Source organism: Paludisphaera rhizosphaerae (genome assembly GCF_011065895.1).
Taxonomy (GTDB): Bacteria; Planctomycetota; Planctomycetia; order Isosphaerales; family Isosphaeraceae; genus Paludisphaera; species Paludisphaera rhizosphaerae.
The window spans coordinates 142790-166864 of record NZ_JAALCR010000017.1; the positions used below are offsets into that span (position 1 = coordinate 142790).

Consider the following 24075-nt stretch of genomic DNA (forward strand, 5'->3'; position numbering starts at 1 on the left):
GATGAGGAACGCGGCTGAATCGAACGATGTCGCGAAGGCCCTGGTCGAGGGTGCCCTGAGCGCATTCCGAGCCAACAAGGGGTGGGCCGATAAGGCGATCGCCCAACTCTCCGACGAGAAGTTGCATCAGGCTCTCGACCCGAACACCAACAGCATCGCCGTCATCATGAAGCACGTCGCCGGGAACTTGCTCTCCCGCTGGACCGACTTCCTCACGGCCGACGGCGAGAAACCCTGGCGCGACCGCGACGACGAGTTCGTCGACACGTTCGCCTCGCGGGAGGAGTTGCTCGCCTACTGGGAGTCCGGCTGGCGGGTGCTCTTCGACTCGCTGGCCGGCCTGACGCCGGTCGACGTCGCCCAGAGCGTGGCCATCCGCGGTGAGCCCCACAGCGTCCCGCTGGCGATCCAGCGCTCGCTGGCTCACTGCGGCTATCACGTGGGCCAGATCATCCTGATCGCGCGCATCCTGGCCGGAGACGAGTGGTCGACGATCACGATCCCCCGCGGGGGCTCATCGAACTTCAACCAACGCGTCTGGGGCCAGGGCCACTACAAGCCGCCGGCGTGACGGCTCAATTCTCCACCGACGACCGCGACTCGACGCGGTGGGGGCCGGCGGGGGCGGATTCGGGGGCGTCGCCGCGGACCTGGCGGGTGCCGATGAGGCGTGACAACTCCTCGGGGACGCCAGTCAGGGCGACCTCGCGGATCGGGCTGGCCAGCGAGATCTTCGCCAGGGCGAACCGCTCGCGGATCGCCTTGCAGAGCCGGTGCTTCGTCCCGCCCATCAGGCCCGGATCGGCGACGAAGACCGACATGTTGAAGATCATCCCGGACTCGCCCAACTCGTCGAGCTGCGCCGAGGGGGCCGGCTTCGAGAGGACGTCGAAGTCGCTGCGGGCGATCGTCAGCAGCAGGTTCGTCACCTCGTCGACGTCCGAATCGTGCGACACGACGACGCGGACGGCCACGCGCATGATCTTGTCTTTATGCGTCCAGTTGACCAGCTTGCCGGTGATGAGCTCCCGGTTAGGGACGATCATGCACTGGTTGTCGCCGTTGATGATGGTCGTCGATCGGGTGCTGATCCGGTCCACCTTGCCTGTCGTGCCGCCGACGGAGACCACGTCGCCGATGCGGATCGGCCGCTCCAGCAGCAGGATGATGCCGCAGATGAAATTCGAGACCACCTCCTGAAGGCCGAAGCCCAACCCGACGCCGAGCGCCGCCAGCAAAAAGCTGATCTGCGAGAGCCGGAAGTGGATTGCCTCCAGGGCCAGCGTGACGGTGATCGCCAGCGCGGCGTAGCGGCAGAGGGTGACGACGGCGAACCGAACGCCCGGGTCGTCGGCCATCTTGCGGAAGAGGGTGACGGCGAAGATCGCCGGCAGGAACCGCCAAAGGGCGACCCCGGCGCTCGCCGAGGCCAACGAGAGGGCCAGGTCGCCGAGCACCACCGTTCCGCCGTCGGCGTCCTTCCAGGGGAGCGGCTGCTTGGAGAGGAAATCCAGCAGCGCCGGGTCGATCCCCCAGATCCATCCCAGCATCACCACGGCCAGCAGGATGATCGTAACCGTTGAAAGCTGCGAGGCATGGCGGGACCAGTCGGGCCGCTCCTCGACCTTCGGTCCGGCGGCGCTCCGGTGTCGGGCCACCCAGAGCGCGGCGGCCGAGGCCCAGAGGCGGTTGGTCCGCGTCTCGGTCCGCAGCCGCCAGGCGATCAATCGACCGAGACCCCTGTGGATGGCCCACGACAAGGAGAAGACCGCCAGACTCTCAACGCCCCCCATCGCCAGCCGGGTCGCCGCGAAGCTGTACCCCATCACGTCGAGGCCGATGATCAGGACGCCGAATCCGACGAGCAGCCGGGCGATCATTCGAGCGCGCCGCTGGATCCAGATCCGGCTGGCCTCGCCGACGCTGTTCGGCGAGGCGACGACCGGCGTCGCGGCCGGGGCGGCCTGACCCTCGGCCGCAGTCTCGGTTGGGACGTCGGGGTTGATCCAGAGCATCAGGGCCGATTGGGGCCGCAGGTGGTAGGCCAGCGCGGCCACCACGATCACCTCGAACGTCAGGAACAGGAAGCGAGAGATCGCCGGGGCCGTCACCGCGTTCCCCTGGTGGGCGATCTCGCCGTTGGCGAACAGGTGGACGGGGATCAGCAGGGCCATCGCCGCCAGGATGAGCAGCCGGCCGGCGCCGCGGAACTGGCGGGTGACGCTCGGCGGCGTTTCGAGATAGCGCTCGCACCAGCCGCAGGGCTTGAAGAACCACGAGCCCATACCGCGCGCGAACAGGCCGATCGCCCCCGCGTTGAGGATCGTCGAGACCAGCACGGCCGTCGACTTGGGCCAGGGTCCCATGCGCACCGCCTGGGCGGCGGCCGCCAGGTAGAGCGGCCACGCCGAGGCCCAGAGCACGCCCATCAGCAAGGATCGCAGAGCTAGCATGACGAGAAGACCCTTCGCGGAAGGAGGACGCTCAACCCTGATGCACCACCGGTTTCATGTCGACTTTCAGTTCGCCGCCGGTTGCGGCCTCGGGGGCCGGGAGGCACTGGGCCAGCCGTCGCTTCAACGCCCGGCGGGCGCGGACGATCCCCAGAGGGAGGGCCAGGATCACCGCCGAGGCGGCCAGGAACTCCGGAGCCGTCCGCTTCCAGCCGGTCGGCGTGATCGCCTCGCCGGCCAGGCCGATGGAGGCCCGCGTCAGCCGACGCAATTCGCCGGCGGCTACCGTCATGGTTGACAGGCTAATCGGGTCCTGGTCGCGGACCCAGAACAGGTGGGTGCGAATGAAGCTCGACTCGTCATCGAGGGTCGCCAGCCGCCGGTCGATCGCGTCGAGCACCTCCTGCTGGTCGCCGACCAGGTTCTTGAGGGCGGTGCGACGGCGCTCCAGGAGAGCGGAATGTTTGTCCTCCAGGTCGCGCCAGACGCCCGTGGCGGCCTCGTGGCGGGCGACGGGGAGCTTGTCGAGCAGGTCGTCTAGGTCGATCTGGTCGAGGAGCCGGTCCTCGATCTGGTTCAACTCGACGCCGGCGAGCATGTTGGTGTAGTCGCGCAGCCGCTTGTCGACGGCGTCTCGCTCCTCGCGTCGGATCCGTTTGCGCTCGGGGTCGATACGGCGGTAGTCGGCGTTGATGCTGAGGACGTCGACCCGGCTGAGGTTGCTTTCCTCGACGAGCACCTTGATCCGCTGGAAGTTCGCCTGGGCGATGTTCGCCTGAGTGGTCATGTCGACCAGCGATGGCTCCATGGCGACTACGGCGGCTTGCTCGGCGCGGACCACCTGGGCCTCCAGGTCGAGCAATTCGCCCAGCCGTTCGGCTCGATAGCGTTCGATGGCGTCTTGAGCGATCGAGGCCTTCGACTGCTCGGCCTTGGCCTTGCGCTGAAGATCCTTCTCGTCCTCGTCGGACAGCCGCTGAAACCGCTTCTGCATCGGCTCCAGGGTCTTGTTGCCGATCTTGACGCGGGCGATCCAGCGCTTGCGGTCGGCCGCGGCGATCTCCACCTGCTTGGCCGTTCGGGCGATCTTTTTCTCGACGATCTGGAGCCGCAGATTCTCCACGGCGGCCTCGACGCGGAGGTTGACGGCCTTTTCCTCGGCCAGTTTGCGGTCGGCCGCCGATCGGGGCGGGGCGGCGGCGTCCTTGCCGTCGGCGCGGGCCTTGATCGCGGCGATCCCCTGGGCGATCCGGTCGCGTTCGGCCTTCAGGTCGGCGAGAGGGCCCTTGGCCTCCTTCTCGGCGACGGCGGGGGTGGACTCAAGCTTGTCCTGATAGGCTTTTACGTCCTTGGCGATCCCCTCGATCGCCTCCTTCATCTGGGTTCGCCCGGCCTGGTCGATGGGGCCGTCCTGGGCGAAGATGGTCGGCATCAGGGCCTCCACCGGCTGTTCCGACCGGCGCTGGAGGTCGGCCAGCTCGGCGTTGGCCTCGGCGAGCTTGCGCTCGGGGTCGTTCTCGGGCGAAGCGAGGCCGGCCAGGTCCTTCGTGAGCTTGTCGTAGTCGTCGAGCCGGCGTCGGCGGTCTTCCAGGACGTCGCCCAGCGCCTTGGAGGCCAGCTTGGCGGAGGGATCAGCGTCGGCCTTGGCCTCGCCTCCTTCAGAAGCGGGGGCCAGGGCTTTAAGCCGGGCGTCGACCTCAGTCCGCAGGGCCTGGGCCTCCTCGGGTGAGAACAAACCGGGGCCGGGTGCGGCAGCCGGCTTGGGAGCGGGGGCGGCTCCCTCGGCGGCCTTGGCCTCCGGGGCCGGAGGGGTGGCCTCGACCTTCGGGGCCGGAGGGGCGGCCTCGGTCTTCGGCGCGGCGGGAGTGGGCTTCTCGTCCGGCTTTGCGACTGGTGCGGCCTTGGTTCTGGTGGGGGCCGGGATGTGGACGGTTGAGGAGGGACGATCGTCCAGCGCTTCTCGGCTGAGGCCGTCGCCGCTGGGCTTGCCTCCCTGCTGGGTCTCGGCGCCGCCGCTGAGCGCGCCGAAGACGATCGCCGCCGCGGCCGCGGCGCGCACGTCGAACCGCGCGGGGCGGCCGTCTGTTCCGGATTGCGACATCGCGCGGGGTCCTTCCCGTACAGGTGTCTCATAGAAGCGAGGACGCGAATCGAATCGGCCCGGTCGGGCGTCCGTGCACGGGCGGGGCGTAGAGTATCCACGGCCTCGTCGGCGGGCAAGGCGAGATCCACGTCGGTTCTCGTCACCACACGCGCCGGCGTCCGCCTTGACCTGGATGGCGGACGCCCTATCATTGGGACGGGTCGGGACACGGCTTAAAGCCCCAACTTTTCGACGGCGGATCGCCGTGGAAAACCGCGTCCCGGACCGCGACCGCCGGATTTTTCTGGCTGCGTTGCATCGGGAGCCCGCTTCTCCCCCTTGTTGATTTGTACGAATGAATTAGGTGTCGAGCGTCGGAACGCTCGGCCGGCGTGGTGGAACGCGAATGCAATGACGACGCCCGTCCCCCGGATCGCCCTGGCGACGTCCACCTCGGGCCCGGACCCCTCGATCGCCGGCCTGGCCCTGATCGCGGGGCTGACGGCCCGCCGTTGGCGGGTGCAGCACTTTCGCACGCGGGCCTGCCCGACCCCGACTGAACTTGTCGCTCATGCGACGGGGATGCCCGGCCGGCACCTGGACACCTGGCTGATGCCGCCGGACGTCTGCCAGACCCTCATGGTCGGTGGCGTTCGCGGAGCCGACCTCGGCGTGGTGGAGGGGCGGCTGGACGGCCCCCGGTTCGCCTGCGAGGCCGGCATGGAATCGGCCTCGGGGGATCTGGGGCCGCTGGTTCGGATCCTGGAACTGCCGGTGGTGGGCGTGGTTCCGGTCTCGGGCTTCCGCTGTGGGACGTTCCACTTGCCAGACGTTCCTCGCGACGCCGTCGCCGTGATTCTCGACGGTCTTGACGATCCCGAGGACTTCGAGCGTTGCCGCCGATTGGTCCGGGTCGCGACCGGCCTCCCCGTGGTGGGGGCCGTCGAGCGGCTTGCTGAGGCGCGTCGCGAGGTCGAATCGGCCCCCGCCGGCACGTTTCCCCGCGAGGCGGTCGACGCCCTGGCCGCCAGCTTCCTGAAACACGCCGATTTCGCCGCGATCGAACGCCTCGCCGCGAGCCGGCCCTACCCCGACTTCATCGAGCGGCCCTCACGCCGCCGTCCGGTCGGCGCCTCGGGCTCGTTCCGCGTCGCCTACGCGCGGGACGACGCTTTCGGCTGCTACTTCCCGGACACCTTTGAGGCCCTCGCCGCGATGGGGGCCCAACTCGTCGAATTCTCCCCGCTCAACGACGGCGCTTTGCCGGAGGGCGTGGATCTCGTCATGATCGGCTGCGGCCTGGCCAACCAGTACGCCCATCAACTGGCCTCGAACCTCAGCATGGCGGCCTCATTGCGGCAGCACGTCTGCCGGGGCCAGCGGCTCTACACCGAGGGCGGCGGCTCGGCTTACCTCGGGCGCTCAATTATCGTCGACGGCGAGCGCATCCCCGGCGCGGGCATCCTTCCCGTCGACGCGGAGTTCGCCGCCGCGCCTCGTCCTCCCGAACCCGTCGAACGGACCCTCGCCCGCGACAGTTGGCTCGGTCCTCGGGGGACGCAGGTCCGGGGGTATCGCAGCGGGCGCTGGAACTTGACGTTCAGCCCGACGGCCTTCGAATGTCCCTCGTGCTCCGGGCGTCTGTCGGGCGACGGCGACTTCTACTTCCGCCACCACGCGGTCGGCAGCTTCGTGCACCTGCACCTCGCGGCGCTGCCGGAGGTGGTCTCCGCCTTCGCCGGCCCCCACCATCCCTCGCTCCGCCGCCCGACGACGGTCCATCGGCCCGAGGACGACGCCGAGGTCTGAGGCGGGGTCGGGTCACCTCGAAGCACGCGTCGGCAACGTCGTCGCCTCGGCCTGGAATCGCGCGTCCCAGGCCGACCAGTCGGCTTCGGGGAGCATTCCGTAAACCTGCAAACCGGGCGGCTCCACCGAGGCCGAGAGGTACGGCGGCACGTCCTCGTCGTCGCCGAACCAGTAGACCAGACCGCCGGGCAGCCCGGAGGGACCTGGCTTGATCGCGCCGGGGAGCCCCTCGCAGACCTGCGAGAGTCGACTCCAGTCGTCCTCGTCGAATCGATCCCAGTCGAAACCGTAGACCCGCTCGACCTCGACCATGCAGGTGAGGCCGTCGACCGGCGTGGGTTCCAGGTTGTCGTACCAGGGAGTCATCGCGGGCCGTCGGATTCCAGCCCGGCTTCGAGCATCCGGATGTGCTCGTTGAGCCCTTCGCTGTGGGGCTGGAGTTTGAGGCTGCGGCGGAGGGTTTTCAACGCCTCGCGGGGTTGGTTGAGCTCCACCTGACACTGGGCGAGGCCGCCGAGGGCCCCGACGTGGACCGGGTTGAGCGTGAGCGTCTTGATGCAATCCTCAGCGCTTTCGGCGAATCGGCGCTGCTTGAAGTAGGCGATGGCCCGCTGGTTGTAGGCCTCGGCGAACTTCGGCGAGCGGGCGATCAGGCGGCCGGCGCGTTCGATGGCTTCATCCAGGGCGCCGGCGGAGACCAGGGCTCGCACCTCCTCCAGGTCGCGGTTGTTATCCGGCGTGTCGGCACGGAACCAGACGACCCACAGAGCGCGTTCGGCCATCGTGCGGACGACGGCGTCGTCGTCGCGGAGGGCCCGGCCCAGCATGACGTTGCAGCCGTCGAAGCTCCCCATGACCCCCAGGGCGAGCACCGCCCCCCGGCGGGCGGAGGTGTAGGGAGACAGTTCGAGGACTCGGCAGAGCGTTTCCTCGGCGTACCGGGCGTCGACCCGTTCGCGGAACAGGGCCAGGTCGCGATCGAGCAGGAACGCCTCGTAGTATTCGGCCAGCAACGGCCCGGTGACTGGTCCCATCATGGCGTCGGCTCCCACCGCTTGGCATCGTCGCATTGGATCACCGGCCCGGTCCACTCGCGCAACGGCTGCTCCGGTGGACGCCGCCAGCAGGAGAGCCAACGTCGCCGTCAGGGGATCCCGATAGCGGGCCCTGGGCGTCGGGGCGTCAGCCATGGTGCGGCTCCTATCGATGCGGAGGCCCCAAGGGGGTGGGCGTCCCAATCGTTGCGCGGAAACTGGCCGCAGGGCGGCCGGGCGTGATCGCGAAGGGTGAGTCTAACACCGGCCGTCAACCCCCTCCAAGATCTTCGAATCCTTTCGTTTCCCTTTTTTGCACCTGTGGTCGCCCCTCGTTCGAAGATTCGCCGACAACTTCCGCCGCCAGGGACCATAACTAGGTAAAGGGTTGCTCAACGCCGACGCCGGCGAGGACGGTGATGAGCCGAGGCGACGGGAGTGGCAAGGATACAACGCCGGTCGGCGCCGTTCGTCGACGGCTGAAAACATGGCCTAGATTCTCGGGGCATCCACGACCCACGACCGGAAGAGGTGCGTACAACGTGTAAGAAGGGACGGGGGGGCGTCGAAGAAGGACGCCCCCCCGGGTCGGAAGGGCGGACCCGTTTCCATCGGCGGGCGGCTTCCGACGTTCCCGATTGCGGCGGAAGGCTGACGCGGTCAAGCGATCGACGACGCGAGTCGTACGTCGAGCGCATCGGAGACGGTGCGCGCCGAACTGGTCGCGAAAGAGAACCTCGGTGGTCGGTTTGAGGCGGAAAGGTCGCATCGAATGGGATTCTACGTTGCACCCAGCAAGTGGGAGATTCAACACGCCGGCCAGATCTTCTCCGGCCAGCAGTACGCCGCCACTCACGGCGGCGAACTCCCCGACACCCCGATGTGGAGGATGCTGGAATTTCGCCACGCCCTCAATGAGCGGCGGTTCGACCATTACCACCCCAACGTGGGGCGGATCCTCGAACTCGCGAACGGCTCGTCTCCGACGACCTCCGTGGAAGTTTCGCCCACCTGGACGAACATCATGCGAGGGTCGACGACTCCCTCCATGCCGCCGGTTCCTTCCTATGGCGGCGACGGTTCGTCGGTCGGTCAGGACGTCGACACGCCGGTGAGTTCCACGGCCGTTCCCGAGCCCTCGGCCGTCGTCATGATGGCCCTGGCGATGGTCTCAGCCCTCCTGTTCGCGGGCTTCCAGCGTCTGCGTCGCGACTGAGAGCTAGCCGTTCACAGAGAAGTGAATCGATCGGCCGCCCCAATTCACAGGGCGATCGAATGGCGGTGACGGCTCCGGGTATGGGTTCTTTCCCATTCGCGACGCACTGCGTCGCGAATGGGAAAGGAGACAAAGAAGGCTCGCATGCTCCGGATGTTCATTGGATCGAAGCCTCGACCGGAGCCCTCGGCCAGCCACCTCGACAGGCTTTCGATGAGGCGTCTGCGCTTGGTGTTCATGCGTCGCGCTTGCCGAAGGGCAGCCGTAGGAGATACGTTCATTGCAGTGGTCGATGACTCGATCGTCACGCGCAACGGACGCCCATGTCAGGACTTGCGGAACACGCGTTCAGGATCGCGGGAGGCTCGGCGGGGCCCTGGTCGACGGCCGGCCGGGGCGTTTTGACGGCGCTAAGCCTGGCCGTCGGGCTGACGATGTTGGCTTTGACCCCGACGCGGTCGGTCAAGCCGCTCCCCGCGCCGGTGCTGGTCGTCGACGTAAACTCGGCTCCCCCCGGCGTCTTGTCGGCCCTGCCGAGCATCGGACCGGCCCTGGCTCGCGAGATCGACGACCGCCGCGCTGAGGCTCCTTTCCGCACCCCTTCCGACCTTTCCCGCCGCGCCCGGGGGGTCGGCCCCGCGACCCTGGCCCGCCTCGCCCGCCATATCCGCACCGGTCCAGTAGCGTCGAACAGTCTGGGCGAACCGGCGACGCGAGGGCGCTGATTCCCGTTCCGAGGTGTTGCACTTGGCCACCGGGAGGGGAGACCTTGCCCGCGTCGAGCAACTCGTCGACGACGGCTGGAACATGAAGTGAAGCGATGAACTGAAGAAAGCGCTGCTCGGTGATGCGACGGCGAAAGGCACTGGCTCGTCGTTTTTGCCCCCTGGCTTGTGGGGCGGATGGTAACCTCCATCGCGAGCCTTGCGCTGTACGATAGGGGCGTGCGAATCATCACCCGGCGAACTCTGATGGAATTCTGGGAGTCTCAAAAGGACGCCGAGAAGCCTCTGCGCGAGTGGGAAAAGAAGGTTAAATCGAACGAATGGACGAACTGGGGAGAACTCAAGCAGACTTTCGGCTCGGCCGATCAGGTGGGCTCTTGCACGGTTTTCGACGTGGGGAACAACCGATGGCGGTTGATCGCTCGCATAAACTACCGGCGGGGTCTTGTTTACACTCTCAAAGTGATGACGCACGCCGACTATGATCGGAAAGATCCCAGGAATAGGCGGAGGTCTCTATGGGAAAGCGAGTGCGGATGCCACGAGCCGCCGCCGACGAGAAAAGCCAGGTCGTAACGCTACCCGACTCCTACTTTGAACTGGTGCGGCGGTTCCCCTTAACGAGCATTCGGGATTGGGACCATCTCAAAGAGGCAGAGACGGTTCTCCATGGATTGCTCCGGCAAAATCTCGACGCGGGGGGGGAAGCCTACCTGGACGCCCTGACCGACCTCGTCGAGACCTTCGAGACCGAAAACATCCCCTATGGACCACCGGCCCCACCGGCCGACGTCCTGAAGGAGATGCTCTATCAACACCGATTGTCGCAGGCTCAACTCGCCAGACAGATCGGCATCGCCCAAAGCACCCTTTCGGCCATTTGCCAGGGGACTCGGATGCCCACGCTTGAGCAAGCCAAGATCCTGGGGGAGCGGTTCCGCTTGACGCCCGCAACGTTCCTGGGTCTGTGACAGAGCCACCCCGGAGGTCGTCATGGACGAAGAGGAACGACGCACGCTCGCGGACATCGAGCGGTACGGCTGCCACGTCATCCATGTCCTTGAGGAGGATGACCTTCCTCCCTTCGCCTATTCCGTGGGCGTGGAGAAGTCCTCGGGGGCTCCGGAGGTGGTCGTGATCGGGCTCAAGCAGCCGCTCGACCACTTCATCGTCAACGAGTACAACCGCCGCGTTCGCGCGGGGGAACGGTTTGAGCCCGGCCAGCGCGTCGAGGGGTTTCTCGAGGGCTTCGAGTGCCAGTTCCTCGCGGTCGACCCATCCCACTACGGCGAGTATTTCGGCTGGGACCTCTGGCTCTACAACGGCCCCAACTTCCGCGTGCTGCAACTCGTCTTTCCCACGGTCGACGGCGTCTGGCCGTGGGACGACGAGGCCGACGAGTGGTTTCGCAACCGCCAACCCTTGCTGGATCGGCCGGCGGCTGCGGGGCCGGCTTGATGTCCTGACCTCGGGGTGAGATCAGCGCCCACCCGCCGTCGCCGACGAGTCCTTCGCCTTGCGCTGATTCCAGGCCCAGCGGAAGAGGTTGCGGGCGTCGAGGTAGCGGCCGTCGGTCGTGGGGGCGCCGAGGATGGCGATGATGACGTGGTCGTCGCCGCGTCGGCCGCTGGCGACCAGGCAATTGCCGGCGGCGTTGGTGGTGCCCGTCTTCACGCCGTCGTAGCCCTCGGTGCCCAGCAGTCGGTTGGTGTTCGACCAGACGACGTTCCGCTTGTTCCCCTGTCCGTCCTCGAGCGTGCAGCCGCGCTTGGGGGTGGAGACCACCCTGGCGAGCAGAGGATCCTTCTGAACGAACCACGCCAGCCGGGCGAGGTCGGCCGTGCTGGCGTGGTGGTCGTCGGCCGGCAGGCCGTGGGTGTTGGCGAAGCGGGTGTTCTTCAGGCCCAACTCGGCGGCCGTGCGGTTCATCTCGGCGATGAATCGGGCCAGAGGTTCACCGGCTCCGGGGAAGCGATCGCCGAAGTGTTCGCCGAAGGCCACGGTGGCGTCGTTGCCCGAGGGGAGCATCATGCCGTACAGCAGCTCCTCGACCGACACCTTCTCCCCCGCGCGGACGCCCGAGGTCGAGCCCGGCGTGCGGTCGGCGCGCTCGGAGAAGGTGATGACCTCGCTCAGCGCCTTCGGGTCCTTGGCGACGATCCGGCCGACGATCAGGGCGGTCATCATCTTGGTCGTGCTGGCCATGGGGAGCGGCTCGTCCTTGCGGTCGCCCCAGAGGACCTCGCCGGTCTTGCCGTCGAGGATCGCCCACGACTTGGCCGAGACGAACGGCGGGCCGTCGAGCGAGTCGGCCGGCTGCTTCGCAGGAGTCTGAGCGTTCACGACCGACGGCGGCGGGATCTCCGGCTCGGGAAGGGGCTCGGTTCCCAGGGCGCTGCGGGTCGTGGCGTCGACGACGCCCGAGGAGGGCAGGTTCTTCTCGCGCTGGAATCGAATCACGGCCGTCCTGGTCGCCTCGCCAAAATCGCCGTCGTCGTCGAGGCCGGGCGAGGGATTGAGGGCCTTGTTCAGCCGCCGCTGGAGATCCTCCACGGCCGAGCCGGTGTCGCCGAGCTTCAAGCCCGGGCTGGGGCTTCGTTCTCGCCCCTGACGGCCGGCCGGCGCCTGCGCGGTCGCGTCGGCAGCGGGGACGCTAAGGAAGACGAGGCCGAGAATCGCGGCCGAGGTGAGCGGGCTGGGTCGTCGCGCGTTGGAGCCTGGCCAGGTCGTCATGGCGGTGCGGCCTCTTCGAGGAGGGATGGTGGGTGGGCGTCTGTGGGCGGGCGTCGTCATGATCTCCTTGATGGTGACCGTTCGTCGCACCGTTGGCAAGGCAGTGGACGGACGACGTCAGCCTCGCGCCGTATCCATCGCTCGACCGCAAACCTCCTTCGGGGGCCGACTGCGTCGACGAGTCTCGGGCCGCCGTCGGCCTGGCGGAGGAGGCTCCCGGAAATCCTGTCGCTTCTCGTCTCCTCGGGGCGACACGGGCCGCCTGCGTGCACGACTTTCGCAGGCGGCCGGTCGCCGCGCGGCGTCCCGACCGGTCCGGGTCGACGTCCCGGTCGGTTCGGTCCGATCATGCGATCACTGCTTGGCCTTCTTGACGAACTCCTCGACGACGTTCGACATGTCGAAGGACTTGCCGCCCTGGACCGGCGGGTAATCGGCGAGGGACTTCAGGTGCGCGGCCATCAATTCGCCCATCGGAGCCATCAGCCAGGACACCTTCTGCATGAGGTGGCCGTAGGAGTCCTTGCTGTCGGTGCTCTCGAAGGGATCCATCCGGAGATTGAAAACCAGCGGCACCGTGCGCGGCACGAGGTTGGCGTAGTAGTCTTCCTTGGTTGAGAAGAGGAACTTCCACGGCCCCATCCGCACGGCGGAGAGCTTCGACTCATAGTAGTAGAAGATGTGGTTGCGGGCTGAGTGGTCCACCTCGCCCCGCCAGTAGGGCACGTTGTTCAGGCCGTCGATGAACTGCTTCTTCTCTTTCATGATGCGCTCGTTGACGTCCGGCACGCCGGCGGCCACGGCGAGGCTAGTGAACATGTCCTGGTGCGACTGGATGCCGTTGAGGGTCTGGCCGGGCTTGATCACTCCGGGCCACCGCAGCATCGAGATGACGCGGACCCCGCCCTCATAGGTGGACATCTTCTCGCCGCGGAACGGGGTGGTCGCACCGTGCGGCCAGGAGGAGTGTTCGGGGCCGTTGTCCGTGGAATACCAGACGATGGTGTTCTCTTCGAGGCCGTTGTCCTTCAGGAACTGGAGCACCAGGCCGATGTCGTGGTCGTGCTGGAGCATCCCGGAGCCGTGGATGTCGGCCTCTGAAGTGTATTTCTCGGCGGCGTAGCGCCACTGGTCGTTGAGGCGGGTGTAGAGGTGCATTCGGCTGGCGTTGAGCCAGACGAAGAACGGCTTGCCGTCGGCCTTGGACTTCTTCATGAAGTCCTCGGCCCTGGGGATCACCTCGCCGGCGTCGAAATTCTTCATCCGTTCCTGGGTGAGCGGGCCGGTGTCCTCGATCTTCTGCTTGCCCACTTTTCCGAACCGGGGATCGACGGTGGCGTCGTCGGCGGCGGCGGCGTACGAGTGGACCACGCCGCGAGTGCCGAACTTCTTCTCGTAGGCTTCAAGATTCCCCGAGTAGGCCTTGGCGAACTGCTGGTAGTCGCGCTGCTCGGACTCCTCCTGGGTGTTGAGGTGGTAAAGGTTCCCATAAAACTCGTCGAATCCGTGGACGGTCGGGAGGTGTTCGTTGCGGTCGCCGAGGTGATTCTTGCCGAAATGGCCGGTGGCGTAGCCGGCGCCCTTCATGACCTCGGCCAGGCAAGGCGAGGCGGGTTGAAGACCCAGCGTGTCGCCCGGCTGGCCGACCGTGGTCATCCCGTAGCGGATCGGGTACTGGCCCGTGATGAACGACGCTCGACCGGCCGTGCAGGACGGCTGCCCGTAGTGGTCGGTGAACCGAACGCCCTGCATCCCGATGCTGTCGAGATTCGGCGTCGTGTAGCCCATTGTCCCCAGGCCGTAGGCGCTCACGTTCTGCCACCCGACGTCGTCGCCCCAGATGACCAGGATGTTCGGCTTGTCCGCGGCGTGCGCGGGATTCATGGTCAGGGCCACCGCAATGAATGCGCCAAGCAAACCATCAAGTCGTTTGAACATGGTCGTCTCAACTCTGGGGTTTTCAGTAGTGCGAGCCTGGAGGGCAGCCGCGTCCCCTCGACGTCGCTTGCGGCTCATGAGCGATGGAGGGGCGAGAAAGGCCCTCGCCCGTCTTCATCGACGCTGCATTCCGAGGGGACGCATCAGAGAATGGTGATCGACGGCCGTCGCACGATACCGGCCGATCGTGTGCTGAGCGCGTGTTGAAGGCGGGTCTGGTGGGAGTCAAGCCAAAACCCGGATATCGGCGGGGACGGTGCAATGCTCGAAGATCAACGTCCGTTACGAGTCCAGAGACATGCGATCGGCCGTCGCGAGTTGAACGGCGATCGATCCGGAGCCCGGGCCGAGAGAAGAAATGGCGGAGAGAATCGGGGACATGCTGGCAGACGAAGACGGTTCAGGAACTCCGACGAACCCGTCGAGTCGGGTTCCATCAACCCTGAAAAGGTGGGCGTCCTGACTCGAAACCGGCCCGAGGATCAAGAAGAGCCTGACGGAGTTGGCGAACCCGCCGGACTGGGGTTGAAGCCCCAGTGCGGCGGGCACGCGCCACGACGTCGGAGTCGTCAATAAGCGTCGGCGCTGATGATCTCGCCGCCGGCTCGACTGCCGAGGGATTTGTAGACGGACATGGCGATGCTCTCCTTGATGAACCGCACGCTGCCGTCGACGAAGACGAAGTTGCAGCCGCCGGGATGAGCGCTGCGGAAGGCCGACTGGGCGGTCACCCGCCACCAGGCGCCGGGGCTGTTGTCGTCCGGGCCGGTCATGGGGGTGCCGTTGTTGTCGGACGGGGTGAACTTGCCGTCGGTCCCGCCGCCGGTGCCGAACGTCGTCGAGCTTGCCTTGGCGACGAGGAACTTAGTGTTCATGGGTGAGTTCGTGGTGCCGTCGGCGCTGTCGGATCCGGGGTGGGAATAGGCCCAGTTCGTGTTCCCGGTAAACTGGTTCCCGGCCAGCGGGCCAGACCCGCCGACGCCGAACGCGGCCCCGTCGCCGGCGGTCCACGTCGAGCCCTTGATCCCGGCGCCTTTGTCTCCGGCCAGGAGGGTGTTCGAGGAGCCGTCGGTGATGTCCGCCATCTTGATATAGCGCCAGCTCGTCGCGGTCGGGGGCTTGGAGTCCGACCAGGGGGGAGCGGGGGTGACGTAGGCTGAGGCCACGGCACCGTCGTCAGGAGTCCAGCCGGCCGTCAGAACGGTGCCGGCGGGGTACTCGTAATACTGGAAGTTCCCCCGGCTGACGGCGTAGCTCGACCACGACCCATAGTAATAGCCGCTGGGACGGGGCATCGACGGGCAGAGGAACGTCGCGATCGGCGTTCCGATAAGCGTCCGATTCGTGTAGCCGTCGCCGTCCGTGTCCACGATGCTCGTCGGCGCCTGGGTCGGGTCGTACTTGCGAGCGAGCGGATCCTGCTCGATGAACGGCATCAACTGCAAGAAGGCCCCGTAATGCTTCGAGCCCGCCGCCTCCGGCGGCAGCGCCGGGGTGCCGCCGTCGCCATGCCCCCGCGGAGCGTAGCTGAAAGGCGGGAACCGCTCGTGAGAGCTGTGGAAGTTCTGAAACGCCAGGCCGAGCTGCTTGAGATTGTTGGCGCACTGCATCCGCCGGGCCGCCTCCCGCGCCGACTGAACCGCGGGTAAAAGCAACCCAACCAACACGGCGATGATGGCGATCACGACCAACAACTCAATCAGCGTAAAGGCGCGATTCAGCGAGCGGCTCACGGCCGACCTCCAGGATCAAAAGAAAAGCTTCGGGCCCGCTCAGCATGGGAGGGGCCTTCAGTCACCCACGCTCCCAAGGAGGGAGTGCGGGATGGTTTGGCGGGAGGCTAGTGTTGAGATTGAATCTCAGTGTCGTGTTCGCAGGTTAACGCCTGCGGAAGACATCCACAAGGGGGAACCCAAAAATCCGCCGACGGATGAGCAAGTGTTCGTGGGGGAGTCGCCGTCGGCCGAGGCGTTCTGCTCGGCCGGCGATTCTCTCTGCGTGAGCGGCGAGGTGGAACTTCGAGGTTTTTGCCCCATGTTCGGCCGGCGGGGCTTGAGATACACTACGAACGTATTTCATCCCTTGCGTCTGGCTCGGAGGATTGGGGAGACCATGAGGGGGCTCGAATTCGTGGGGTCGGGACTTCGTCGTTCCTGGATCGCGGCGGCGCTGGCGTTGGTTTCGGCCGGTTGCGAGACGCAGCCGCCGCCGAGTTTGGCCAACCGCGCCAAGACGACGGCCGCATCGTCGGGTCAGGGGATGAAGAGCCTGGAGGTCGCGCTGGATCCGAATTCCCCCACCGAGGTGGAAGTTCTGAAGGTCGCGGCGCGGACTCAGGCCGGGTTGGATACGGTCCGGGTTCAGTTCGCCGAAGCCGCCGGCGGTCAGGCGGTCGCCGTCCGCGAGGCGATCGCCCGCAAGCCGCCGGCGATCATCATCGAGGCTCCTGAGACCACCGACCCCGAACTCGTGAAGGCCGTTGCCGAGGCGAAGGCCAAGGGGATCCTCGTGGTCGCCGTCGGCCGGCCTCTGGGCGGCGAAGGCGCGTCCGCCGAGGGATCCGGGCGCGAAGTGGTCGTCGCGCCCAGGCCGTTCGCCGAGTCCGCCCCGGAACTCGTGAAACTGGCTGCGCGGAACGCCGTGAACGGCAAGCTCGACCCCAAGGCGGGAGCGCTGGTCGTCTCCAGGCCGGCCGTCGACCCCCTGGTCGCCGACCGCGCCGCGGCTTTGAAGAAGGCGCTGGCCGACTTCGGCGTCGCTGAGGTCGACGAGTTCCGATACGAGGGCGACCTCGCCGCGGGCAAGGCCGCCATCCTGGAACGACTGGCCGCGCACCCCAAGGCGACGATGGTTCTCGCGGCCGATTCGGTGAGCCTTGCCGCCGCCCAGGGGGCCGTCAGGCGGGAACGCCGCTATTCGATCGCCGGCTACAGCGGCGACGAGTCCGTCGTCCGGTCGATGATCAAAACCGGCGAGTACGCCGGCGTCGGCCTCTTCTTCATGGACAGGATCCTCCGCAAGGGGATCAACGTCGCCGTCCACGTTCTCCGCGGCGACAAGGTTTCGGATCGCGTCGGGGTCGACATTGAGATCGTCTCCTCGGGCCTCCAGACCGGCCTTCCCCAGGGGCCTCCCGACGACGACTCGAAGACGAAGAAGCCGTTCGAAGCCGAGTGAGGAACCGTCGAGAAGGAGGACTCACGATGGCCGACCCGCATCCCGGCTTCGGCGAGCCCGAGCGCCTCAACGCCCAGGCTCTGATCCACCTGGCGCTCGCCGAGGATCTGGGCGACCGCGGCGACGCCACCACGACGGCCGTCATCCCGGAAGCCGCCCGCGGTTCGGCGCGGCTGGTCGCGAGGACGGCCGGGGTCCTCGCCGGGCTCCCGGTCGTCGCCCTGGTCCTGGAAGCCTTCGACGTTCGCGGCTGGCGGCCCCACAAGGCCGACGGCGACGCGCTCCGCGCCGGGGATCTGATCGCCGAAATCGAGGGAGACTTCCGTTCGATCCTGACCCTGGAACGCACCGCGCTCAACTTCGTGCAGAGGTTGTCCGGTGTGGCGACCCTGACGAGCCGGTTCGTCGCCGAGGTCGAGGGGACCGCAGCGAAGATCCTGGACACCCGCAAGACCACCCCCGGCTGGCGGATGCTTGAGAAGTACGCCGTCCGTTGCGGCGGCGGCTCCAACCACCGGATCGGGCTGTACGACGCCGTGCTTATCAAGGACAACCACCTCGCCTGGCTCGCCTCCCGAGGCGCCCTCGACCCGATCCCCCGCGCCCTCGCCGCCGCTCGGGCCGGCGTTCCGAAGGGGACGCTGATCGAGGTCGAAGTCGACACGCTCGATCAACTCGACGTCGCGCTGGCCTGCCGGCCCGATGTCATCCTGGTCGACAACCTCGGCCCCGAGGCTCTGGTCGAGGCCGTCCGCCGTCGCGACGCCTCGGCCCCGGGCGTGCTGCTGGAGTCGTCCGGCGGGATCACGCTGGCCACCGTCGCCGCTCGCGCCCGGACGGGCGTCGATCGCATCAGCGTCGGCGCTCTGACCCACTCGGCCGTCGCGCTTGACGTCGCCCTCGACGTGACTTTCGAAGAGCCATGAACGCCCAAGCGCCCTCCACCTGGGCCGATCCCAAACCGCCGGCCCTGAATATCCCGCTGCTGGATCGGCTCCGCGAGGCCGGCGGCTCGTTCGTGCCGCTCGCCGAGCTGTCGGGCGATCCGGCCGCCGATGTGGCGGCGCTGGCGGCTTTCGGTTTCAACCTGGAGCGGCGCGAGGATGGCGCGATTGCCTATCGGGGCCCGTCGCCGAGGCTTTGCCCGGACCAGATCGAGCACGATCTGGGGACGATTCGGATCGGCCGCCGTGTGGCCGTCTGGCGGCGGATCGGCAGCACCAACGACGCCGCCGCGCGGGGGGCCTCGACGCCCGCCAACGACGGCCTGGTCGTCATGGCCGAGGAGCAGACGGCGGGGCGAGGGCGTCGCGGCCGCGCGTTCGTCGCCCCGGCCGGTTCGAGCTTGCTCACCTCGATCCTGCTCTTTCCCCCCGACGACGTCGCCCCCGGCGGGGCCGCCTGGCTGACGGTCCTGGCGGCGGTCGCCGTCGCCGAAGTGGTCTCCGATCGCACGGGCCGCCCCGGGCTCGTGAAATGGCCCAATGACGTTCGCGTCGACGGCCGCAAGATCTGCGGCGTGCTGGTGGAGAGGATGCTCCGCCCCCCCGGAGGAGAAGGTCCGACCTCGGCCGTGGTCGTCGGGATCGGCCTGAACGTCAACATCCCCGAGGCCGCGTTTCCTCCCGCGATTCGCGACAAGGCGACGTCCCTCTCCATCCTGGCCGGCCGCGATTTCGACCGCTCCGAACTGGCCCGCGACCTCCTCCGCCGCCTTGACCGCCGCTATGACGAAACCCTTCGCAACGGCCCCGCCGCCCTCTCCGCCGCCTGGCGCGACCGCTGCGAACACCTCGGCCGACCCGTCCGCGTCCTCACCTCGTCAGACACCCTGGAGGGAACGCTGACCGATGTCGACCTCGAAAGCGGCCTGACCCTGACCTCTTCAGACTGCGGGCCGACCGTCGTCCAGCTCGACGCCGTCCTCGCGCTGGAGCCCGCGACGGCCTGAACGACCGAACCGGGATTGCGACCCGGGGCGGTTTTTATCATGCTTGGGTGTTTGGCGTCTATTTCAGCGATGTTGAAACGAGTCCTGCGATGCTGCCGCGACCCAGCGACGAGAAGATCGTCGAGCGTTATCTGGAGTACCTGAGTTCCCGGAAGTTCAATCCAGGTGTTGAAGAAGCTCGCCGGTACGCCTTACGGACATGTCTTCGTCACGCTCGTCTCCGCGATGTCGGGCGTGGGGGCGCCGTTCGCCGTCTACCACGGCTGGAAAGTGCTGACCCACCGGAAGCGGCGACGGAAGGAGATGATCGCCGTCGCGAAAGCGGCTCGCCAATCAAGACCTATCCGGTCATGGTCAACACCCTCCTGACGAGGAAGCCCGGGACGATCGCGCCGGGGCTGGTGATCGGCTCGTTCAAGCCGAGGGTCGCGCAGGACGAGGAATACTGGATCGACCTGCTGGCCAAGCTCACCTTCCTCGATCCCAACTCCATGGAGACGGCCGAGGAGCGGGGGGCTCTCGCCTGGATGCAGGACGAACGGTACGTGGAGTCGCGACGACTCCGGCTGCCCCGCAGCCTCACCGGCGGCCACGAGGTCTACGCCTTTCACGTCAAGCTCTTGGGCGACTATTTCCGGGGCGGGATCGTCGACGGCGAAGACTTCCACTGCATGGCCGTCCCCGGTGAAGTTGGCGCGATCCAGCACATCCCCTGGTGGATCGCCGAGGGACAATCTACGCCTGCATGACCGGCGACTCGACGGGCGAATAGCCAGTGGATGGCGTCTTCATGCCATCCATTGACGAAACCCGCGAGGCGTCGTAGATTGATCACATCAGTGTGTACTGGATTTACTGTTGCGATTGGAGGGAGTGTCGTGGAATCGCGGATCTGGGCGAACATTCAGGAGCGGTTTGCCGATTTCGTCGTCCTGCAGGGCGATGTCGTTCATAAGCTGCGCGTCAAGGGGATGGTCAAGGGGTTCTTGTTCAAGCGCAAGGCCCAGGGAGTTCTGGAGCAGCTCCAGCAAGGTGCGGAGCCGAAGGAGGTCGGGGGTACGTTGGAAACGATGCCCGCCGGGGCGATCGTGAAGGCCGAGGTCTCGCCGGGGAACGGCTCGTTGACGCTCCATTCCCAGGACGGTGCGAAGCTCGACTTCTCCACGCCCAACTCGGACGCCGACGTCATCCTGGCCGCGATCCTGGAGAAAGCCGGCCGGTCGTTCTCGCCTGCTCAGGAAGAGATCGGGGCCGTCGAAGCCGCCCTGCCGCCGATGTTCCTCGGGCTGATCGCGGGACTGTTCTGGGCCGCCGTCTATGACTCGGCGAGCAAGCTCGCTGCGGGCGAGGAGATCGTGGTCAAGGGACGCCGTCAGGGGTTGCAGAAGCTGACGATTTGGGTCGCCGACCTGCTCGGCTACAACGGAGTGCTGGCGATCGGTGCCGTCCTGGGGGCTTTGCTGCTCGGGTGGCTCGTCATGCGGTTGGTCAAGCGTCCGCTTCGCACGGTCTGGCTCCCCGCCACGGCCTGACCTTGGGGGCGACGGCCGCTACAATGGGCTTTCAGGTCGGCGGCGATCGGAACGCCGTCGGCCTTTCCCGCCCTCGTCCCGCCCGAGCCCGCCATGCCCCGCTTCGCCATCGCGACGTGCTCCCAGTTTCCCGACCTCCACGATGACGACAGGCTCTTCGCCGAGGCCCTCGCCCGGCGAGGGGTCGACGTGACGCCGGCCGTCTGGGACGACCCCGCCGTCGACTGGCGGGGGTTCGACCGCGTCGTGATCCGCTCGACCTGGTGGTACTACGAGAAGCCCGACGCCTACCGTCGTTGGTTGGAATCGTTCCTTGACCGCCCGGGCGTCCTCTGGAACCCGCCCGAGGCCGTGCTCGCCAACGTCCACAAGGGATACCTGCTGGACCTGGAGCGAATCGGCGTCCCCATCGTGCCGACCGAACTGGCCCCGCTCGGGTCTGACGCGTCGCTCGCCGAGATCCTCGCCCGCCGCGGTTGGTCCCGGGCCGTCGTCAAGCCGGCCGTCTCCGCCGGGGCCTCGGAGACGTGGAAGGTCTCCGACGAGCCTGCCGACGCCGGGCCCGCCTGCCTCGGCGTCGCCCGCGCCGAGGAGGTCCTGCGCGAGGCGGTTCAATATCGCGATATGCTCGTTCAACCGTATCTGGATGAGTTGAACGAGGCCGGCGAGTGGTCGCTGATCTTCGTCGGCGGCGCGTTCAGCCACGCGCTGACCAAGACGCCCGCCGAGGGGGATTTCCGCGTCCAGTTCCGCTACGGCGGGACCGTCCGCGCGGTCGAGCCGCCGTCCTGGATGATCGATCAAGCGTTCCGGGTGCTGGCTTCCGTCCCCTCGCCGCTCCTTTTCGCCCGCGTCGACGGCGTCGCCCGCGACGGCCGGCTCCTGCTCATGGAGCTGGAGATCAACGAGCCCTACCTGGGCCTCTCCCACGAGGTCGAGGCCGCCGATCGGCTGGCGGACGCCGCACTGCGGTGACCGCGCTCGCCATGGCGACGAGGCTGCGCGAGCCTTGGGTTGCGGGTGGAATGAAGTCCTTCGAAACAACCACGCGACGAGGTCCAGGGTCGCCCTGAACCTCGCCGCGTCGGTTTCTCATCAAATCAGGCTGACGTCATGCCGTCGTCGATGCGTCAGAACGAGTCGGCGCTGACGACTTCGCCCAGGTTGGTGCTGCCGAGCGAGTACCAGGTCTGGTACGAGATCGAGTTCTTGATGAACCGGACCGTGCCGTCGAGGAAGAGGGCGTTGATGCCGCCCGAGTGGTTGGAGCTGGCGGCCGCCTCGCCGTCGTAGCCCCAGCCGCCGTAGTAGCAGGACTTGGTGTTCGGCAAGCAGGTGTGCTGATACGTGCCGCCCCGGCCGGTGTCCTGGTAGTCCCAGTATTCGCCCTTGTAATCCCACTGGATCGTCGTGGCGTTCTGGCAGTCGAGGGCGTCCTTGTAGGGCGAGCCGCTGCCGCCCAGGGTTCCGGGCTTGGTCCACATGGCGTTGAGGCCGGGGAGGTTGGCCCCGGAGCGCCCTTTGACGTACTCGCTCATGACGATCGTGTTGGCGGTGCCGTCGGTGATCGTGGCGATAGTGACGATGATGCCGACGTTGCCGTCGCCGCCGGTCCACCAAGCGGGACCGTTGGTCTTGTTGCCGGTATACCGGCGCTCATAACCGGCGTTCGTCACGTAGTTGGTCGCGGCCACCGGGTAGGTGCCGCCGCCGATCGCGTTCTGACCCGCATTGCCGACGTTGCCGTCGGAAGGGCACAGGAAGGACGCGATGTTGGTCGAGCCGGCCGTAGCGTTCGAGCAGCGGCCCAGATAGTAATCGTCGTTGTAAGCCATGCCGTTGGTGCAGGTCCCGGTCAGCATGGCACCGGCGCCGTTCCAGCTGTAAGGGCAGAGCATGAAGTTGAAGGCGTTGTAGATCTGCGTCTGCTCCATGTAGGGCAGGATCCGCGCCTTCATGGAGTATCGCTGGGCACCGCAGGTCGACCCGGCCGGCGGGATGCACTGGGTGCTGCTCTCATAGTTCATGATGGCTAGGCCGAGCTGCTTGAGGTTGTTGATGCACTGGCTGCGTCGGGCCGCCTCGCGCGCCGCCTGAACGGCCGGTAGGAGGAGGGCGATGAGCACGGCGATGATCGCGATCACCACCAGCAGCTCGATCAGCGTGAAGCCGCGTCTGCGAGAAAGAGACATGGAGTGCTCCTGACGACGAGAAATGAGGGATCGAAAAACTCAAACGGGCCCGTCGAAGGTCGATGGGTTTCGACCGAATCGCGCGATCGCGCCAATCAGTCGAATCTGGCAGCGAGAATCGGAGCGTTCTTCTGCGAGGTGGTCCTCAACCGATCAATCGGCGACGATCATTCATAGACGACGACCAATCGCCGGTCCGCGCTTTCGCGCGCCGGCGGACTGGCGCGTCCGCTCCCGAGGAACCTGGCTGGACGACGAAGCGAAATGAGAGCCCAGCAAACTCAAGCCGAGACGGCTCAACGTCTGCCGGCCTTCTTGTCCGCTTCAGCTTGCCTCTTTTCCTGATCCGCCTGGGCTCTGATGGCACCTGCGACGCCTTGAGTCGCCTCAGGAGCGATCTGAACGTCGGTGCCTTCCGCTTCGACCTGTCGAATAACGGGATCGCTCGCTCGCTCACAACCGACGAAACCGGCGACGAGGACCACGACGGAAAGCCCGATGAACGCGCTCGAACGCATAATAGATGACTCCGCGGGCGCACGACTCCGGCCGGACGGCCTCGCCGTCGCCGCATGATGAATCGATTGCAAGAACGGACTCGACGGCTCGCAGACCGGCTGAACCGACCGGGAACGGAAGGCTGCTAAGCCCTGACGCGAACCACGTTCCTCTTACCGAAACCGTGTTGCAGCAGCAGAAGCAAAAGGAAACTCAGCACGACCTGAGCCTCAAAAATCGCCGAATGACCGGACGATCAGAACAATGACGTTTGAGAAATAGCAGATCAAACGCCTGGTGGCAAGGGTCCATACTCCTTTGTGACGTGAAATGTAAACGGAACTCCGGATCTTGATGGCACCGAAATTATTAGGGGTGTCTAACGGGATCCTCATGCCTCTGAATCCTGACAAACCGCGAAGTCTCCGAACAAAAAAACCATCCGGGACCATAGTCCATGTAGACTGCCCCCCTGCGCACCCACCGAGGAGACCCCCGCCATGCCCCCCACCGAGGCTCAAATCCGCGCCAATCGCGAGAACGCTCAGAAGTCCACTGGACCCAAATCCGAGGCCGGCAAGGCCAAGGCGCGGATGAACGCGTTGAAGCATGGGATGCGGTCGAAAGAGCCGCTCGTGCTGCCGCAGGAGGATCCGGCGGAGTTGGAAGCTCGGCTCCGCGAGTGGGTCGAGGAGTGGCAGCCGGCGAACGTGATCGAGCGGGCGCTGGTCGAG

The 24075-nt window shown here is 66.8% G+C and carries 22 protein-coding genes and 1 pseudogene; 14 read left to right on the plus strand and 9 right to left on the minus strand.

Features of this window, described 5'->3' with window-relative positions:
- The first annotated feature begins 1 nt into the window (after window position 1).
- Complete coding sequence (locus G5C50_RS21465; protein ID WP_165072782.1) at window positions 2–571, plus strand: DUF1572 family protein; 570 nt, start codon at window positions 2–4, stop codon at window positions 569–571.
- A gap of 4 nt (window positions 572–575) precedes the next feature.
- On the opposite strand, the gene G5C50_RS21470 is transcribed toward G5C50_RS21465, so the two are convergent.
- Both G5C50_RS21470 and G5C50_RS21475 read right to left on the minus strand, forming a co-directional pair.
- Window positions 576–2453, minus strand: coding sequence for a mechanosensitive ion channel family protein (locus tag G5C50_RS21470; protein ID WP_165072784.1), 1878 nt, complete (start codon window positions 2451–2453; stop codon window positions 576–578).
- Between the two features lie 31 nt (window positions 2454–2484).
- A complete protein-coding gene (locus G5C50_RS21475) occupies window positions 2485–4554 on the minus strand; it encodes a coiled-coil domain-containing protein (protein WP_165072786.1) in 2070 nt (689 codons plus the stop codon).
- A gap of 393 nt (window positions 4555–4947) precedes the next feature.
- On the opposite strand from G5C50_RS21475, the gene G5C50_RS21480 reads away from it, so the two are divergent.
- On the plus strand, window positions 4948–6345 hold the full coding sequence (locus G5C50_RS21480) for a cobyrinic acid a,c-diamide synthase (RefSeq protein ID WP_165072788.1): 1398 nt from the start codon (window positions 4948–4950) through the stop codon (window positions 6343–6345).
- 12 nt (window positions 6346–6357) lie between these two features.
- Here G5C50_RS21480 and G5C50_RS21485 read toward each other — a convergent pair whose 3' ends face one another.
- Window positions 6358–6711: a hypothetical protein gene (locus tag G5C50_RS21485; RefSeq protein WP_165072790.1), complete on the minus strand. Its 354-nt coding sequence runs from the start codon at window positions 6709–6711 to the stop codon at window positions 6358–6360.
- Window positions 6708–7535: a CDC27 family protein gene (locus tag G5C50_RS21490; protein WP_240907307.1), complete on the minus strand. Its 828-nt coding sequence runs from the start codon at window positions 7533–7535 to the stop codon at window positions 6708–6710. Before G5C50_RS21490 ends, G5C50_RS21485 begins: the two co-directional genes overlap by 4 nt.
- A gap of 616 nt (window positions 7536–8151) precedes the next feature.
- On the opposite strand from G5C50_RS21490, the gene G5C50_RS21495 reads away from it, so the two are divergent.
- The 5 genes from G5C50_RS21495 to G5C50_RS21515 all read left to right on the plus strand — a co-directional run bounded on the left by G5C50_RS21495 (window position 8152) and on the right by G5C50_RS21515 (window position 10778).
- Window positions 8152–8595 (plus strand): hypothetical protein, encoded by a 444-nt coding sequence (locus G5C50_RS21495; RefSeq protein WP_165072791.1) that lies wholly within the window; start codon window positions 8152–8154, stop codon window positions 8593–8595.
- 323 nt (window positions 8596–8918) lie between these two features.
- Window positions 8919–9320, plus strand: a complete 402-nt coding sequence (locus tag G5C50_RS21500; RefSeq protein WP_165072793.1) for a ComEA family DNA-binding protein — start codon at window positions 8919–8921, stop codon at window positions 9318–9320.
- A gap of 246 nt (window positions 9321–9566) precedes the next feature.
- Window positions 9567–9896: a type II toxin-antitoxin system HigB family toxin gene (locus tag G5C50_RS33295; RefSeq protein WP_407673577.1), complete on the plus strand. Its 330-nt coding sequence runs from the start codon at window positions 9567–9569 to the stop codon at window positions 9894–9896.
- Window positions 9857–10291: a helix-turn-helix domain-containing protein gene (locus G5C50_RS21510; protein ID WP_165072797.1), complete on the plus strand. Its 435-nt coding sequence runs from the start codon at window positions 9857–9859 to the stop codon at window positions 10289–10291. Before G5C50_RS33295 ends, G5C50_RS21510 begins: the two co-directional genes overlap by 40 nt.
- 22 nt (window positions 10292–10313) lie before the next feature.
- Complete coding sequence (locus tag G5C50_RS21515) at window positions 10314–10778, plus strand: DUF4262 domain-containing protein (RefSeq protein WP_165072799.1); 465 nt, start codon at window positions 10314–10316, stop codon at window positions 10776–10778.
- 21 nt (window positions 10779–10799) lie between these two features.
- Here G5C50_RS21515 and G5C50_RS21520 read toward each other — a convergent pair whose 3' ends face one another.
- The 3 genes from G5C50_RS21520 to G5C50_RS21530 form a co-directional block, all read right to left on the minus strand.
- Window positions 10800–12053, minus strand: coding sequence for a peptidoglycan-binding protein (locus G5C50_RS21520; protein ID WP_165072801.1), 1254 nt, complete (start codon window positions 12051–12053; stop codon window positions 10800–10802).
- Between the two features lie 354 nt (window positions 12054–12407).
- Window positions 12408–13937: an arylsulfatase gene (locus G5C50_RS21525; protein ID WP_165072837.1), complete on the minus strand. Its 1530-nt coding sequence runs from the start codon at window positions 13935–13937 to the stop codon at window positions 12408–12410.
- A 623-nt stretch (window positions 13938–14560) separates the two neighbouring features.
- On the minus strand, window positions 14561–15724 hold the full coding sequence (locus G5C50_RS21530; protein ID WP_165072803.1) for a DUF1559 family PulG-like putative transporter: 1164 nt from the start codon (window positions 15722–15724) through the stop codon (window positions 14561–14563).
- Between the two features lie 379 nt (window positions 15725–16103).
- On the opposite strand from G5C50_RS21530, the gene G5C50_RS21535 reads away from it, so the two are divergent.
- The 6 genes from G5C50_RS21535 (at window position 16104) to G5C50_RS21560 (ending at window position 21626) form a co-directional block, all read left to right on the plus strand.
- Complete coding sequence (locus tag G5C50_RS21535; protein WP_165072804.1) at window positions 16104–17168, plus strand: sugar ABC transporter substrate-binding protein; 1065 nt, start codon at window positions 16104–16106, stop codon at window positions 17166–17168.
- A 26-nt stretch (window positions 17169–17194) separates the two neighbouring features.
- On the plus strand, window positions 17195–18094 hold the full coding sequence (nadC, locus tag G5C50_RS21540) for a carboxylating nicotinate-nucleotide diphosphorylase (RefSeq protein ID WP_165072806.1): 900 nt from the start codon (window positions 17195–17197) through the stop codon (window positions 18092–18094).
- Window positions 18091–19119, plus strand: coding sequence for a biotin--[acetyl-CoA-carboxylase] ligase (locus tag G5C50_RS21545; RefSeq protein WP_240907308.1), 1029 nt, complete (start codon window positions 18091–18093; stop codon window positions 19117–19119). Before nadC ends, G5C50_RS21545 begins: the two co-directional genes overlap by 4 nt.
- An 89-nt stretch (window positions 19120–19208) precedes the next feature.
- Window positions 19209–19868 (plus strand): hypothetical protein, encoded by a 660-nt coding sequence (locus G5C50_RS21550; protein ID WP_165072808.1) that lies wholly within the window; start codon window positions 19209–19211, stop codon window positions 19866–19868.
- A gap of 129 nt (window positions 19869–19997) precedes the next feature.
- Window positions 19998–20651 (plus strand): hypothetical protein, encoded by a 654-nt coding sequence (locus G5C50_RS21555; RefSeq protein WP_165072810.1) that lies wholly within the window; start codon window positions 19998–20000, stop codon window positions 20649–20651.
- A 93-nt stretch (window positions 20652–20744) separates the two neighbouring features.
- Window positions 20745–21626, plus strand: coding sequence for an ATP-grasp domain-containing protein (locus G5C50_RS21560; protein ID WP_165072812.1), 882 nt, complete (start codon window positions 20745–20747; stop codon window positions 21624–21626).
- Window positions 21627–21781: 155 nt separating this feature from the next.
- Here G5C50_RS21560 and G5C50_RS21565 read toward each other — a convergent pair whose 3' ends face one another.
- Together G5C50_RS21565 and G5C50_RS21570 are read right to left on the minus strand one after the other, a co-directional pair.
- Complete coding sequence (locus G5C50_RS21565; RefSeq protein ID WP_165072814.1) at window positions 21782–22843, minus strand: DUF1559 domain-containing protein; 1062 nt, start codon at window positions 22841–22843, stop codon at window positions 21782–21784.
- 296 nt (window positions 22844–23139) lie between these two features.
- A complete protein-coding gene (locus G5C50_RS21570) occupies window positions 23140–23361 on the minus strand; it encodes a hypothetical protein (protein ID WP_165072816.1) in 222 nt (73 codons plus the stop codon).
- Between the two features lie 480 nt (window positions 23362–23841).
- Between G5C50_RS21570 and G5C50_RS21575 the strand changes: the two are divergent.
- A pseudogene (locus G5C50_RS21575) lies at window positions 23842–24075 on the plus strand (hypothetical protein); the annotation flags it as partial.